13 protein-coding genes and 1 pseudogene are annotated in these 14,812 nt (G+C 63.9%); 3 read left to right on the top strand and 11 right to left on the bottom strand.

Annotation, left to right across the window (positions count from 1 at the left end):
- Positions 1 to 3: 3 nt before the first annotated feature.
- The 5 genes and pseudogenes from OE229_RS17835 to OE229_RS17815 all read right to left on the bottom strand — a co-directional run bounded on the left by OE229_RS17835 (position 4) and on the right by OE229_RS17815 (position 3,659).
- Positions 4 to 608: pseudogene (locus OE229_RS17835) on the bottom strand (recombinase family protein).
- A 151-nt stretch (positions 609 to 759) separates the two neighbouring features.
- Positions 760 to 1,209: a hypothetical protein gene (locus OE229_RS17830; protein ID WP_259581574.1), complete on the bottom strand. Its 450-nt coding sequence runs from the start codon at positions 1,207 to 1,209 to the stop codon at positions 760 to 762.
- Positions 1,210 to 1,214: 5 nt separating this feature from the next.
- Positions 1,215 to 1,661 (bottom strand): helix-turn-helix transcriptional regulator, encoded by a 447-nt coding sequence (locus tag OE229_RS17825; RefSeq protein WP_259581577.1) that lies wholly within the window; start codon positions 1,659 to 1,661, stop codon positions 1,215 to 1,217.
- A 40-nt stretch (positions 1,662 to 1,701) separates the two neighbouring features.
- Positions 1,702 to 2,151 carry a hypothetical protein gene (locus OE229_RS17820; protein ID WP_214585475.1) on the bottom strand — a complete coding sequence of 150 codons (450 nt, stop codon included), beginning with the start codon at positions 2,149 to 2,151 and terminating at the stop codon, positions 1,702 to 1,704.
- A gap of 689 nt (positions 2,152 to 2,840) precedes the next feature.
- Positions 2,841 to 3,659 (bottom strand): hypothetical protein, encoded by an 819-nt coding sequence (locus tag OE229_RS17815; protein ID WP_262140212.1) that lies wholly within the window; start codon positions 3,657 to 3,659, stop codon positions 2,841 to 2,843.
- Between the two features lie 369 nt (positions 3,660 to 4,028).
- On the opposite strand from OE229_RS17815, the gene OE229_RS17810 reads away from it, so the two are divergent.
- The gene (locus tag OE229_RS17810; RefSeq protein WP_262140213.1) at positions 4,029 to 4,487 is read left to right on the top strand and encodes a hypothetical protein; all 459 of its coding nucleotides are present in this window, start codon (positions 4,029 to 4,031) and stop codon (positions 4,485 to 4,487) included.
- Positions 4,487 to 5,620 carry a serine/threonine-protein kinase gene (locus OE229_RS17805; RefSeq protein ID WP_111040467.1) on the top strand — a complete coding sequence of 378 codons (1,134 nt, stop codon included), beginning with the start codon at positions 4,487 to 4,489 and terminating at the stop codon, positions 5,618 to 5,620. The genes OE229_RS17810 and OE229_RS17805 overlap by 1 nt, the downstream gene beginning before the upstream one ends.
- A gap of 398 nt (positions 5,621 to 6,018) precedes the next feature.
- Here OE229_RS17805 and OE229_RS17800 read toward each other — a convergent pair whose 3' ends face one another.
- From OE229_RS17800 to OE229_RS17775, 6 genes are all read right to left on the bottom strand, one after another.
- Positions 6,019 to 6,222, bottom strand: coding sequence for a hypothetical protein (locus tag OE229_RS17800; RefSeq protein ID WP_146247041.1), 204 nt, complete (start codon positions 6,220 to 6,222; stop codon positions 6,019 to 6,021).
- Between the two features lie 321 nt (positions 6,223 to 6,543).
- Entirely contained in the window at positions 6,544 to 8,547 is a 2,004-nt protein-coding gene (locus OE229_RS17795) for a TniQ family protein (RefSeq protein WP_181434305.1), read from the bottom strand.
- 68 nt (positions 8,548 to 8,615) lie between these two features.
- Entirely contained in the window at positions 8,616 to 9,782 is a 1,167-nt protein-coding gene (locus OE229_RS17790) for an AAA family ATPase (protein ID WP_111040470.1), read from the bottom strand.
- On the bottom strand, positions 9,779 to 11,854 hold the full coding sequence (locus OE229_RS17785) for a hypothetical protein (RefSeq protein ID WP_263345323.1): 2,076 nt from the start codon (positions 11,852 to 11,854) through the stop codon (positions 9,779 to 9,781). Before OE229_RS17785 ends, OE229_RS17790 begins: the two co-directional genes overlap by 4 nt.
- Positions 11,841 to 12,830 carry a hypothetical protein gene (locus OE229_RS17780; protein ID WP_262140223.1) on the bottom strand — a complete coding sequence of 330 codons (990 nt, stop codon included), beginning with the start codon at positions 12,828 to 12,830 and terminating at the stop codon, positions 11,841 to 11,843. Before OE229_RS17780 ends, OE229_RS17785 begins: the two co-directional genes overlap by 14 nt.
- A 200-nt stretch (positions 12,831 to 13,030) precedes the next feature.
- Positions 13,031 to 13,303, bottom strand: coding sequence for a helix-turn-helix domain-containing protein (locus OE229_RS17775; RefSeq protein ID WP_262140225.1), 273 nt, complete (start codon positions 13,301 to 13,303; stop codon positions 13,031 to 13,033).
- Positions 13,304 to 13,698: 395 nt separating this feature from the next.
- On the opposite strand from OE229_RS17775, the gene OE229_RS17770 reads away from it, so the two are divergent.
- Positions 13,699 to 14,634, top strand: coding sequence for a hypothetical protein (locus OE229_RS17770; RefSeq protein WP_146247043.1), 936 nt, complete (start codon positions 13,699 to 13,701; stop codon positions 14,632 to 14,634).
- The last annotated feature ends 178 nt before the right edge of the window (positions 14,635 to 14,812 follow it).

Raw genomic sequence — 14,812 nt, 5'->3', positions numbered from 1 at the left:
CGACTAAGCCTCGACGCGGGGGAGCGTGAGGTCGGGAGCCTCGGCGACCGGGTTCCGGTCGAGCGCCCGGTACACCGTCGCGCGTCCGATCCCGAACAGTTCGACGAGCTCCGCGATCGAGTGATCCCCGGCGCGGTGGAGCGCCACGAGGTGACGCTCCTGCGGGGGAGAGAGCTTTGGCTTCCGGCCCTTGAGCTTGCCCCGTGCCTTCGCGACCGCCATGCCCTCACGAGTGCGAGCTCGGATGAGGTCGGCTTCGAACTCGGCGACCATGCCCAGCACGTTGAATAGCAGCCGGCCGACGGGGTCGGTCGGGTCCAAGACAGCGCCGCCGATGTTCAACCGCACCTGGCGGCGAGTGAGCTCCTCGGCTATGTCTGTCGCGTCCCGCAGGGAGCGCGCGAGGCGATCGAGTTTGGTGACGACCAAAGTGTCGCCGGGGCGGCATGCTGCCAGGACCGACGTGAGCCCCGGTCGGTCCCGTCGAGTGCCCGTCATCCCTTTGTCGGTGAACACGCATCCGCTGGCACTCCGAGTGTCACGAGCGCGTCGGTCTGCGCGGTGAGATCTTGCCCGGCCGTTGAGACGCGGGCGTACCGAGGGTCCATCCGGTTCCCATGCTGCCAGTCTCATCTAGGGCACCCTCACCGGAATCTATTTCGGACCACCTATCCGAGACTTACTTAGTGCAGGCGATTGCTGTCATCGTCCTCCTGCTCGACCCGTCTCGGAAGGGGATCCCGCAGATGCCTTGAACGTCTACGCTCCGTGAGGCTCGACTTCGGTGACGATGTCCCCACGCGAAATCATCTGTAGGTGCAAGGGTTGGTTGAATACGCGGCCGGTAACGGAGGCGACGGCTTCGCGGAGGTATGGGAAGACCGTCATCACGCCGACTTCATTCGCGAAGAGCTGCACGGCGCGGGTGGTGAGTGCGAAGTCCTCGGTGAGAGCGTATTCGCCGGCCACGCTCACTTTTGCTTCTCCTATGGCCAAGGTGAGGGAAGCGTTGAGACGGATGCCGAAGCTGTCGGCGTCGCTGCGCTGCTGCACAGCGATGCGTAGCTGCCCATTTTCGGCGTCGACAGGTTCTTGTGTGGCGTCGTACCGCTTCGCTGACATCTCGTAGTACTCGACGGAACGTAGTTCCGACGCGGCGATCACGGCCTGGACGTCCGCTACATCCTCGGCCGATAGTTCTGTGGACATGCGAGTCAGCTCCGGACCGGCAGCACGGTGGTGGACGCGCCGCTCCAAGCAGGGGCCATAGGTTCGCTGGTCTCCGCGAAGGTGAAGTGCACAAAACGGCCAACGGGAAGGACGGCCTCTCGAGTAACTGGTTCCCACCGTGAGCTGGCCGCGAGCAGTGCGGACTGTCCGACGTCGGGGGAGACGCGGTGCTCGACGATCGCACCGACTGCGTTGGCGTACCGGCGGAGCGAGGACAGTTTGGGGTCGGAGTCGTACCGCTCTAGCTTCGTTACGGCTTGCTGGCTGATACCCAGCAGATCCGCGACCTGCTTCTGCGTCATGCCTGCGTGTCGTCGTTGCGCGATCAAGTCACTCTTCAGCTGCCTATCCGAGCGGGCCAGCAGCTGAGCTCGGGCTTTCGCCAGGACCAAGTTGACTGCAGGACGGAAGACATCGAATCGGGCGGGCATGACCCGCAGCCTACCTCCACAACCTGGAGGTTGTGCAAGCTTACTTGGGGACCCACATTGAGGGGCGGCCCTGGTTGTAGCGGTCTGCTGCGTGCTCGATTTCGGGCTGCTGGGTATCGTTGTGATCCTTGATGTGCCGATGCACGGAGACGAGCTGCGTCGGCAGCTCGGCGGGCTCCCCGTGGTAGAACCGCAGCTTCTTTGACAGTGCCGTCCGACGCAGTTCAAAGATCTCTGGGTCGGTGACGATCGGCGTGATTGGTGTTGTTTCGTCGCCAGAGTCTTCGAGCTGCCCGTGAGCGGCGGCCTCGAAGAGGTCGAGCTGTTCGCCTTCCTCGATGGCTCGCGCAAATGGCGCCAAGCCATCCATCCATGCCTGCAGCTCGATGACCTTCGCGTTGGAAGGGTCGACGTAGTCGCGCCAGACATAGGGGACGTCGTCCGGGGTGCAGCAACGCGAGTCGGATCCCTGGCGTCGTTGACTTCCCATGGCCGCATCGTAGCCAGAAGCCTCGACATGCGTGACTCTCCCAGCGAGCGCTTCTGACGCGCGGGGCTATCGGTGCCCTTCGCGAGTGGTGCCAAATACGACCGTTTCTGGGATGTCTCTTGTTCGGCGTCCCCGTGACGGGCGAGGGCTCGCTGTTCGTCTTGCGATGGCAGTGCCGTAATCAGCGTTGCGCGCCGGGCGGGGAGGCGAGTTTTGCTACTTGTGCCTGAGTGATCGGGATGCAGCCCAGCACCGGAGGAATCTCGGGCGAGCGTGGTGCTCCGTGCGAGATGCCTCTTGTGTCAACGTACTCACTACTTGTCGCCAATACGCCTGACGCGATTCGCAGTCAACGTGCATGTCACTCAGCTCGACCAAATAACTTGTCGCCGAATCGCGTACCGCCTCGATTAGGCTGCGGGGCACCCGTTCACGACTGTGCGGGTGTGCGATCCCTGTGAAGGGTTACGTGCCTGCCGTCCTCCTCGCGAACACAAACGATGCGCGGGATCGCGCGCATGCCTGCGAGAGCGATCCGTCTCGCGACAGCGCACGCCTCAACGCAGTCGCTGATCATGAGTGGACTGGCCAACGCGTGGTAGCTGAGCCGGCGCTGGACCATGGTGCCGGAGGCTCGTGACTTCGGGACTGTACCAACGCCTGCCAACAATTGCCCGGCCGTTCACTGGTCAGACCACGGAAAGCGGGTCGTTGCGTCGGTCAAACTGATCTAGGAGTGCTTCGACCATGTTTAGGGCCGCGTCAAAGAACATTGAAACGGTGACGAAACTGGACGTGACGTTGAAGGAGGCCGACCGGCCGTCGAACTCCTCGACCTGCTGACGCTCGAGGACCGCTGTCATCATGCTCGTGTTCCCGTGCGCGATGCCGCTCGCCATCCTCCAGATGACCAGAGGCGGGTGGTGCCGAGGCGGAACCATGGTCTCTATCGAGCGAAGCCGGTCGGTAACCGGTTCAAGCTTCGTCAGGTCTGCTCCCACGAGACGGGGGCGAGCGTTTGCCTGGTCTTTGAGGCGTTCTTCTACAACCTTGAATCGCGGGTCAGATTTTCCGAGATCGCTCAGAACTGACCGGAGCTGCCGCCGATTCTCGCGGGTCAGCCTCATAGATCTCAGCAACCGTTCATCGCGCGCGGCGGGCTGAAGCAGCCACAGCCCTGTTCCTGCCACTTCGATTGCGCTCCGGATCAGAGTGAACGATGACATGGCTAGCAGGGCCCCGCCACTGCTCTCGACGCTGACCTGCAAGCCGTGAAGATGGTCCAGCGCAGCGCCGAGGAGGTTAACAATCTGGTCGGGAACAGAATTGTACGGAGCCGCCGCGCTGTCACCGGCGAGTGAGGATTTGGGGCGTACCGCTAACTGCTGGTAGCGGTCATCGAGTCGATCCCGCCGCGCGAATCCGAACTGTAGAAACAGCAACCCACGCTCGGCATCCGCGTCCGCCTCACGATTGTCATAGGGGCCCGAGACTTCGGTGTCATCCACGCTCTCATCATGCCTTGATGCTGGCCCGGGTGCCGTGGTGCTTCCAGTGTGAGGCGCCGGACGCGGCTAGGTGCTGAACGAATTCGCCGGAGCAAACTGCTTCAGCGCGTGGTCCCCTAGCCGCATCTGGTCCGATGCATCGCCATCACGGGCCAGCTCACGGGAGGAGGGACGCCGCGAGCCGGCGCACGCGACTATCGCGACTGCCCGCGGAAGCGTGAGTTTCGAGTGGTCGGATTGGCATCTTCGGTAGGAGCGCGCCAAACTTCGACGAGGCCGCGAAAGCGAAGCAGTCTCAGTGATCGCGGCTCGTCTCGCAGTACACCGGCAACCGAGGCTGCATGATGGGGGTTGAATCAGGGAGGAATCATGGCGATACTCGGCGTCAACGGCACCGCAAACGAACTTTGGCTCGCAGTCGTCTCGGAGGACGGTGACGTCCTAGATGCCCAGTTGCGAATCCTGCCTGCACCCGATTCGCCGCTCGCAACGCAGATCCGCACTGCCCTTGATGAGGCCGAGCGACTCATCTCAGCCAACGGCATCACAGTCGTAACCATTCTCGAACCCGAGACGGACCGATTCCAACCCAGCTACTTCCAATCTGTGGTGAGGATCTCCCTGGAATCGGCGGTGGTGCTTGCCGCAGACCGAGCAGGTATCCCGTCTGTTCGGCGGAGCCGAAAGTGGGTCCGCTCCGCGCTAGATCTTCCGAAGAACGGTGCGCTCTCGGGGCACGTCGGGGCTATCGTCGATGCTCATCCCCCGCACTGGACTGGGAAACGGGATCTCGCCGCTCTCGCGGCGCTTGCGGAGCGTCTCTCCTGATGGCGATCTTGGGCGATAACGCGCGGGTCCGCAGGGTGCTTCACGCTCCCACCTACAGCTTCCTGCGCACCATCGACGAGGGCAGCGCTGCTGAGACCAAACTCTACGAGCACACCGTTCTCGGCGGTCTCCGTGTACAAAAGTCGATTTCCGTGCTTGGCCTCCCTGACGGCGTCGCCCGTAGTGAGCCGCGTCTTCTCGAAAGCATGGATCACCCTCGTCTCATCAAAGTCAGGGACGCGCAGTGGGATCCAGATTACGATGAGTCGCTAAAGGTGATCACGTTCACCACTGACTATTATGAAGGCCAGAGCATTCATGCCGCACTGAACGAGGGCCACGCATTCGGCACTGCGGATGCTGTCGCAATCATCGACTGCGTTCTCGATGCGCTGCACTACCTCCACGTCTCCGCAGGGGTCGTCCACCGCGATGTGAAGCCAGGCAACGTGATGCTCAACGCAGCGCGGAATCAGGGTTTCGTTGGCGACTTCGGGAGCGCTGCTCACCTGGATGCCGACTCGCAGCAGGTAGATGCGGCCGGCGGGACATTGCTCTACCGACCACCCGAGTACTCCTCCGGGTTGCTCGATGCGCGTAGCGACCTGTACTCGACCGGGCTGACAATGTTCGAGTTGCTGAACGGCCCATTTGATTACCAAGCACTAGACGGCAATGTCCTGTTGCAGCGAGTGGAAGCGGGCAAGCCCGCTCTCACGCCTCGGCACCTCAGATTCCAGCCATGGGTGAGCCCAAGTCTGATGACGTTCGTTCGACGATTGATCGCCACAAAGCCGGAAAGCCGATTCGCTTCGGCCGACGAGGCCCTCAGATCCCTACGAGGGCTGAGATATGTGGACTGGACTCCCGTCAGCTCTACAGAGTGGATCGGGAAGTGGCCGCCGCGCCAGGTGAGCGCACGCCAACGAATGCTTAGAGTGAGTTCTGAACATCTGGGCGGACGCAACGTCGGGCACGTCAGTGTGACGGCAGCCACCAGCATGGATGGCGGGCGGACATGGAGGCGTTATGCGCGCTTCGCGCGCCGCGCTCCTGAGGTGGAAGGCGCAGAAGCCCTTGCTCTTGTGTTCCGAGACGTCGAGGCTGCTGCCCAGTCGGTAGCAACTCGGTAGACCTCACTTGCCTGCTCAGCCGGAAGGCGGCTCAAGAGCTGCCTCGCCTCGGCTTGGCGGCCCGAGGCGAGCACAAATCCCGCCCGAGTGCTGTGCTCGACGACTTGCAGCGAACCAGTCGTCACGGCGTCCCACAGCGCGCCGGTTACCCCGGGCACTCGCAGCCCTACTTCGGGGTCGGGTCGCCATACTCGGGGTACGTGGAAACTAGCTAGAACTTCGGCACCGCTTGCAGTCTGGCTGAGACCTGTAAGCGCCGCATGCGCGAGCCTGTGGTCGCGAGCATCTAGCCACTCGACGCCTCCAACAGCCATCATGGTTGTAAGGAGGTTTGACATACCTCGCTTAGTCATACATCTAAGGTAGCGAGGAGGTCAGACATGGCAGAGACACGACACTCAGTGAATGCCGCAGAGCTGCTCCGCACCAGCCGCGACCGGCAGGTCAGCTTGCGCTTGCAGCTCGCTTTGGACCAGCGACTTGACGCCCTCGTCGAGCGCGCTATCGATGCGGGTGAGCGGACCACAAGGGCGGAAATCCTGCAAGCACTCGTGCTCGATTGCGAGCTGGATGGCGCAGAGCTCGGAGATCGGCTGCGCCATCTGCGAACTGCCACTTGTGGGGATGCCGTGCTGGACCACTCAGTCCCTGACGACAACGTCTTGCAGTTCTTGGGTCGTAAGCCTGGTCCGCGCACGCGGCGCGCTTGATGGTGCTGCGCTGAGTTACTACGGATTGTGGCGGTAGCCCGGCGGCAGAAGCACCGCCGACGGTTGCTGAGTAGCGATCGCGTCTGCGCTGCGAACGATCCCGGCGGATCTCTCACGTTTCGTGCGTCTTAGGAAACCTCCACATGCGGACCATGGTGGCAACGGGCGACGTAGAGCTCAAAGTTGCCGGGCGATTAGGGCCACGGGCGAGGCCTAGTTGTAGAAGGGCTCTGCGTAGTCGAGGCGCGAGTTCCAATCGATCGTGGTCCGCGGCTGTCCGCTCCGCACAGGTCGCTCGGCAAGGGCCCATCGAACGTGGCGTGGGCTTCGCTGCAGGTCCATCGCCAGGTGAGTGAGGGCGTACTCGCCCGCACGCACCCGATCGTGCAGCTGAGTGAAGTCGATGTCGTCAAGTTCTGGCGCGAGCGGTGAAGCGGATGGTCTCCATCGCGGCGGTGCCCACACGAGGGGTTCGTCCTCGAAGGCGCGAACGAACCCGACCTCGGAGAATGTGCCGTCCATGCGGTGTTTTGGGAGCCAGGCGGTGAGGTAGTCGTCGATTGCGGCCTGGAGCTCAGCACTCATCGTGGTGAGGAAGCGGGTGTAGTTGGCCGCGTCTGGGCTACCTAGTTGGAATTCGAGGTGCTGCGGAAGGTCGCGGGTACCGGCGGCGGTGAGTCGTAACCACGCGTAGCGCTGAGCGTTCAGCAGCCTTCTGCCTCTGCCAGGGTGCTCTCCGACGCTGCTACTCAGTAGGTGCCAGTCCGCTTCGGGGAGTAAGCCGCTCCATCGGAGGTATCGGCGCGCGACGTAGTTGATGGGCGACGGGTTGAGACGGAGCCATCCTGCTAGCTCTCCGAGTTGCTGAAGCACTGCAGTCGCCTGTTCAGGGGTGCCGAGCATGGAAGGGCGGAGCTTCCGGCCGATCCCGGCGATTCGTTCGCTACCGCCTTCGATTCCAACACCGGCGACACGGAGCGCGTCCGCGAGTCCTCGCTGTAAAGCGGAGGGATCGGTGATGTTGTCGACGCCGAGGGGGTTCGCCCAGGTCGGCCACATGAGAGGTGGAATGAGGACGTCGGTGAGGGGTTGTTCGGTCGCCAGGGCGAGGGTGTTCCACGACCACCCGGTGCGCTCGATCCGTGGGTCCGGTTTCTCAAAAGCGACGATGAGTTCCGCGAAGCCGGGCGACACGGCGGTGGCGTGCACGAGCCGTTGCATGTCGGGAAGGTCTCCGTCGAGCGCCCGGAGCACTCTCCCTCGCATGGGCGCGCCGATGCCTGGCCAGAACTCGAGGAGGTGCGATGCGCTGCCGGGGCCCGACAGCTCCTGGGTGGTGCGGACGGGTCGCGAGAACGTGATGCGCCGAATCGTCGCACTGACCTCTGGCTCGGGGTCAGTTGCAAGGCGGTGTGCCGCCCCAATGAGCGCGCTCATCGCGAGCGCGTCGCGAGGCGGTGTGGTGCCGATCCGTTCGGTGTCCTCAATGAGTCCCTCGAGCGCGTCTCGTGGGACGTCCGACAGGCTGCTGACCAGGTCGATGTCCCGCGTTCCAAGAAGTGCGATGGCGATACCGCGAAGCGTGCTCGTGTCGACCACACGCCGGCGGCGGTCCGTTTCGACCCAGGCCTTCGATAAAGCGACCTGAGCCCGATAGGCGGGGCTCGAGTCGAGAACCGGCGCTTCAGGCCAGCTTTTGGTGAGGGTGTGCCCGCAGATGCCTCCGAAGGGGAGTGCTGCGTGGCACTGGTTCGGGTTACGGCTCTCGACCTCCATGATGTTGGCTTCGATGATGGGGCTACTGCACGCGGGGCAGTCGTCGCGGAGGGGTGTGTGGTGCTTCAGGCAGAGGAAGGCCCACCATGTGCGCCAGTAGGTGTAGAAGACGCCGGGTCGTTCCGCGAGGCACTCCGGGCAGTACCTTGTCCCGCCGCCGCGAGTCCAGTTATGTGATTGGGAGGGCTTCCCGTCTGGGCGTATCGCGACGAGGTCCGGTGCGAGGTGCGACATCACGGTTGTTTGGAGTAGCTGCGGGTCGCAGTCGAGTCCGCCCGTGATGCCTGCGGTGGCTTTGGGGTGGAGCACGTTTGGCAGCCGGTCCCGGAACGTGCGGGGGAGGTCGTACAAGCCGCACCAGTGGGCGATGACGACGGCCGGTTGACCGTAGAAGTACCCGATCCGGCGGAAGAGGCTCGGCAACCATTCGTGCTCGAACACGGTGATCGTAGTTCCCAGTGGACGGACGTCGGCTGCGCCGATTTTGTAGGGCTGGTTGGGTGCGCGGGTCATACTGCCCATGCCGGCCAGTCGGTGGACCACGAGAGCCGGCCCGACTCCCAGAGCCGTATTCGCTCTTGTCGGCCCTGCGCTACGCGGTCTTCCACGCCACCGTCATCGAGCAGCGCCCGTGTGATGCGCTGAGATGGGGTTCGCATCGCCCCGATGCAGGCGTCGGTGACGAGGGTTGCAAGAGAGTTGGCGTATCCAAGCGTGGACACCCAGAGATATTCCTCGAACCGCTCGCTGAGGACTCGTTCCCCGGGTTCGTGACCCTCGAGCCGCAGTCGGTCGTCCAGCCGGCCCAGGAGCGTTCGCCATTCCTTCACCTGTTGCGGCGTCCGGTGCTCGTACCGTGAGAAGTCGATGAACGCCCACCGCGCCTCTGATTGCATGCGTGCGGCGTTCTGCGCCGCGGTCTTCTGCCGCCGGAACACGCTGCGCATGTTGTGGCCGCCCATCACGAGCCGGAAACCCTGGTTCTGGAGCGCTTTGAGCGCGTCGTGGAGGTATCGCCCGTATTGGCCGTCGTAGTTGACCATCTGCATCTCGTCGAGGAAGATCCACCGCACCCCGTGACGCTGCGCGGCCATGGTGAAGGACGCATGCGGGTCGTCGCCGGTGGGGACGCCGAGACTCGAGCAAAGCGTTCGGAAGAGGGACTTCGGTGTGGGGTTGCCCTGCAGCGAGTGCCAGATGACCGGTCGCCAGGTTGACCGGTACGTGGGGTCGGACTCGACGAGACCGTCTTCGAGATCAAGCCGGCGGTTCCATGCGGACTCGGTTATGGCGCGCATCGCGACGTGTTTCAGGAAGAAGGTCTTTCCGACGCCTGACTCACCGGTGATGAAGGGAGCTGCGAGGAGGTCGGGTGCTCGTCCCGGTTTCGGTTCGGGGAGGGCCGCGATGCGCCGTTCGGCGAGGCGGTATTGGCCGGTCCGCATGTAGGGCCATGACTGGTACCACTGCTGCATGCGGCGTTCCCGTCGGCGTCGAGCGTCAGCGTCGAGGCGGAGGAAGTCAACTCGGGTCATGCGGCCGGGGTCGGTACCGGCGCGCAGTGCGATCTGCTCGACGAAGTGCTGATCGACCGGTGCAAGCAGTCGCCAGCTCCTCTCCGGGTGTGGGTCATCGCCGAACAGTTCGACGATCTCTTCGGGCAGCGTGCTGCTCACGCATACTCCTCGAAGAGGTCCGAGTCGAAGTCGTCAGCGCCATCGGTCAGGAACTCCAGGACGGAGTCCGGCAAGTCTGCTCCCGCGTCGGGCAACGCTTCGATGCCATCACCGGGGGAGGTGGTGCGCTCCGACCGGACGGTGCCGTGATCAGCGGCAAGCAGCCGATCGAATTGAGCGGCGTACATCTCCTCGTTTCGGGTACTGCCTGCTCGTCGGACAGCAAGGAGGGCGTTCTGGTGGCGCCATGTGGTCACGAGTTCGATGAGCCGCTTCTGCGCTTCTCGAGGTGAGAACGAGCCCGGTTGGATGTATGCGCGAGCACGGTCCACCGTGAAGTCGCTGAACGGCTCGGTGTCGTCGTCGAGTCCAACCCAAGGAACTTCCCAAGCGTTGCCATCGGGGTCGAAGCAGTACATCCGACGCAGGTCCGACGGATCGTAGAACATGCGGGCGACCCCGCCTGGCGCCGCTCCGGGAACAGCGAGGAGGGTCTCAAGGATCGGGGCGTAGTAGACGAACTTCTTTCTCGTCACACCGAACGGACTGATGGCGAGCACGTCACTGTCGAGGAAACGGATCCACTCGTTCCGCCAGGCAGGGATCTGGACGCATCCGTACTCTTCCGCGAGTTCGATCCACCGCGCGTTGGGGCTGATTCGGCGTCCGGTGAGAGGGAGGAGGCCTCCGTGTACGGATGTGTTGTGGAGGTCCGTCCATTCGCCGTCGCGGTCGAAGAGCTCTTCCCAGGTCAGGCACGCTTCCCGCTCGGCGGCGCTCCCGCGGGTGTCAACTGACCCGGACACGTAGCCCGGCTGCTTGGACTCGAACTTCGTCTTGTCTGTGCCGAAATGCCGCTCGAGCGCAGCCTTCATTCGAGGGTCCGTGACACGCGCTGGTTCCACGTCGATGCCGAGCCGGTGCAGCGCCGCGAGAACGAGTCGGTTGAGGAACTCCGTCCCGTTGTCGGTGAGCAGCCTTCGCGGGGGGATCGGGAACCGGGTGATCGCACGAGGGATTCCGGCAAGAGCTCGCGGGTGGGGTTTGCCGTCAACGAGCACGGGTCCTTGGTCGTGGACCATGCTGCGGAAGGCGTCCGCGAGTGCAAGATTCGCAGCGAGGCCTCCGACGTTATTGCTGATGGCGCGTCCGGTGATGAGGCGGGAGGCAACGTCCATGGTTTTCGTCATCGTCGGGCGGAACGTAGAAGCCTTCGGGTCGGGCGCGTAGGGGTCCCAGACATAGACGTTGGAAGTCGTGCTGTCGATGAACCACAGCTCGCCGGCGCGCTTCGGCAGTCGTCGCTGCAGGGCAGGTTTGGGGCTCTTGGACTTCGTCTGCAGCTCAGCGGTCTTGCAACGTTTCAGCCGAAGGTGCGGTTTCCGTGCGAACACGTCGCTCTGGATGCGGTCGTAGACGCTCTGACTTGGGGCGGTTTCGCCGTGCTCCGTCTGCAGCCAGGCGGCGAACAGGACGTACTTGCTCTCCGATGGGAGGTACGAGCCGAACTCGCCCTCGGTAAGGAACTCCTCCACCCAGTGCTCCATCCGCGGATGTACGCGGTGCCCGCGATTGGCGAACACGCGACCGTCCAGCAGATTGTCCTCACCGAGCGTCGCGTCGCTCAAGGTGCGTGAGATGTAACGCTGCGCACTTTTCACATCGACGCCGCGCTGTCGAGCGATCTCTTGAGCGATCGCGCGCTTCCGCCGCTTCTCGTCGAACTTCGCCGGATCCCAGCTCGGTTCGATAGAGGTGTCGGCAGCATCGCCCGGGCGCCGGCCGGTCTCGATCCACGCCAGCAGATCCCTCTTGCTCTGAAAGTTTCGCTTAGCAACCTCGGACAAGTTGTCGTGGATCGCATCGAGACGATCGCTGACCATCGGCGGGGCCGCGTCGTCGCGCGACATGAGTGCGGCGACCTCTGCTTCGCGCATCATCGGCGGCGTCATCCCGGCAGCGTCCCTGAGCTGCACCCAACCGCCGCTGCGCCGTTGAATGACGAGCGGTTGTCCCTCGACGACGACCGTCTCGCCGACCTCCACTGATCGCCGCCACTCAGACTTCGACATCAGCACGCCATACGACGGACATCGAGTCGAACGGGCGGAACATGTCAGTCAGAAGCGCGCGCCGCCACAACATCCGTCGGATCAGCATGAGCGCCCACTCGAGGCGGTATCCCGAAGCCTCAAGACGCTCTGCAAGCACCCGCGCCGGTAGAGCTTCGTCGCATAGCGCTAGCGCAGCGGCACTCCAGAGAGCGTATGACTCTTCCGGCACCCTCGCCTCAGTGAGCAGTTCCAGATTCCGTCGGTAGCGCCGCGATATCCCCGTCCACACCAGATACCCCATGCCCATCGCGTGGACCGCAGCCTCGACGTGAGGACGCTTGGCAACCCAGTCCTCGCTCATAGCGTCCTCGGGGGTCTTGACGTCGAGAACCAGAGGGATGCGGCCGGGGCTGAGGAGCGCCGAATCAGGGGTGTGGCTGACTGCAGGTGAGTTCTTTGGCCAGGTCAGAGTGAACGGTTGACCGGCGATGTGGTGGATGGCGGAGTGGAAGTCCGCGACGGTCATCATGGTCCGCTCGTGGTGAGACTCGCAGCCGACATGGTGGCCGTTCGTGTGCAGCCAGGTGCTGACCGGCTTGTTCTCTTGCTCGAGCCGGCGCGCGAAGTTCCTCATTGGCAGCACCGACCACAGCGCGTCTTGATCGAAGTCGCTGAAGCGTTCGGTCTCGACATGTCTCCCGTCGAGGGAGTACGAGACCGTCACGACGTCCTGCATGCCGGGGGCCGGATCGATATCGAGACGCCGTCGCCCTCTCGAAGGGCTCCCCACTCGGATACGACGCGGGTGCCACCCTTCAAATGACGGATCGAACACGGGTTTCGAAGCGGCGTCGCCGGGCCCAAACCAATCCGTGAGGACCCGTAAGGGATCTGCATGCTCGAAGGGATCGGGCGCGCTCGCCTGCGCTTTGCGCTTGGAGCGTCGGACCAGCTCTTCACCGTGCTCGCCAGCCCAGCTCGGCGAGTCGGTCACCGGAACTACCCGCGGTGGAAGTCGGCGCCGCAATGGCGCCTCGCCCCTCGGCGAGGGTTGTCCGATACCGGCTGGGCCGCCAGCGAAACGGAGCTCTGGCTTGCTTCGCGGATCGCTGTTCGTCGGCTGTCCGTATGGCGGAGGGTTCTGCACAGGATCAGACCGTAGAGGCTATGGTCTGCTTATACAAGTGGTTTTTATTAGTCGTTGGGGTTGCTATGAGCATCTGTTGCGCGGGCAGCGCGCACCCAGTTGGAGACCGAGGGTTGGCTCACTCCGACCGCCTCAGCGATCCTTGTCGTCGTCAGTCCGATGGCATGCGCCTCGATCGCGAGCTGAACGCGTCGTTCTGCCGTTTCGCGGAAGAGGGCTTCGGCCTGACGAAGCTCGTCGAGGAGTTGCTCTGCACGAGCCTCGTCAGTGACGGTCTTCCGAGGCTTACCTGCTCGACGTGGCGGGGTGGGTGTGGTCATCGACCTGTTCCGATCTGCGTGAGGAGCGTCGGAACCGCACTTGCGCCACGGGCGGGCACATGGAAGTATCCGACGCGGAGTCCGCTCGAATCGGAAGTAGCCTTCTCGGTTTCAGTCTGCACGGCGCACGATTTGCCGATCGTTTGCCGCGGGGTCGACATCGACCCTTGCGAGTCGTGCCTGCAAGTCATCCTAGCTCCCGCCCTCTGTCATTGCCCCTGCTCCGGCCTCGTACCTGGGCGGCTCTATTCTTCCTCGTTTACGAGCAGAATCGACGGATACCGGGGGGAGGCTGCCCGCGGCCGGGCGGCGTCGCCGGTGGAATGGCTCACCGCACGCCGGGATGTGCAGCCGCCGCCGGACCTGCTCGAGACACGGCTCTGGACGTGACGGGCGTGCCATCGAACCCTGAGGCGTGGGAGGGCAAGGCCCCTCGACACGCAGGGCAGCAGGTCACCGATCCGGTGCTGGTCGCCTTGCGTGACGCGATCGTGTCCGGGGCGCTCCGTCCGTCCGAAGCGATGGCGCTGATCTCTGACCACCTCGAAGGCAGCCGCCCGAACAGAACCGATGACACAACTGCCACCCGCGCGATGGCGCTGGCGGATGCCGCCCATGGGGCTGAGGGCATTGCCGTTTTAGACCCGTACGCCCGGGAGCTCGCCCGCTGGGTCGCCGAGGGACGAATGAGCGGCGACGAAGCGGTTGCCTTCGTCACCGCACTCATCGATGCCGGAGCAAACCTCGTGGATCCGGATAGGCCGCCAGAGCCCGACTACCAGGTTGCAACGGCGCCACCGGGTATTGATCCGCCCCACGTGGTCAAACGCGGCGACGTCCTGAAGCCCGCACTCTCAGCTCGCTCTTCCGAGGATGCCCAGTCGGAGTCCGGAAACCAAGCGGACCCCATCACTGCGCCGCGTCGCAACTCGGGCGCCGCGCAGTTCCCCTCGAACTCCCACCCAAACGCGCTCTCTGACCGGATCGGGCCGTTCTACGACGCCGCGGGCCTGCGCGGCTGGTTTCAGATCAGCAACGAGGCAGTCGACGCGCGGGTTCAAGGAGGCCAGCTGCTTGCCGTTGTGACTGCGGATGACTTCCGCCTGTTCCCCGCGTTTCAGTTCGATGCGGTCGGCCAACCTCTTCCTCGACTGTCCGAGGTACTCGTGGAACTCGATCCAGAAGCGGACGATCCGTGGGGCGACGCCGTATGGCTGAACGCTCCAAGCGATGACCTCGACGGCCTCACCCCCGCAGCGGCGCTCCGAACTGAGCGAGCCGACGACGTGATCCGTCTCGCTCGTCAAGCGGGAGCGTTCCGATCTGGATGAGACACGCTGGACGGCGACGTGCGGTTGCAGTTCGCCGCCCCGACCGTCGAGACAGATGCGGCGCGATGCGTTCCTCGTCGACGGCGATTGCTTCGACCGCCGGTGTGCCTGTCGTCTGCATCACGACGCCGACGATCGGACGGCCAACTAATTGTGGCCTCCGCTCGATCTACGCGCC

It is taken from the genome of Curtobacterium poinsettiae, assembly GCF_025677645.1.
GTDB classification, from domain to species: Bacteria; Actinomycetota; Actinomycetes; order Actinomycetales; family Microbacteriaceae; genus Curtobacterium; species Curtobacterium poinsettiae_A.
This window is presented reverse-complemented; position numbering and strand designations above follow the sequence as displayed.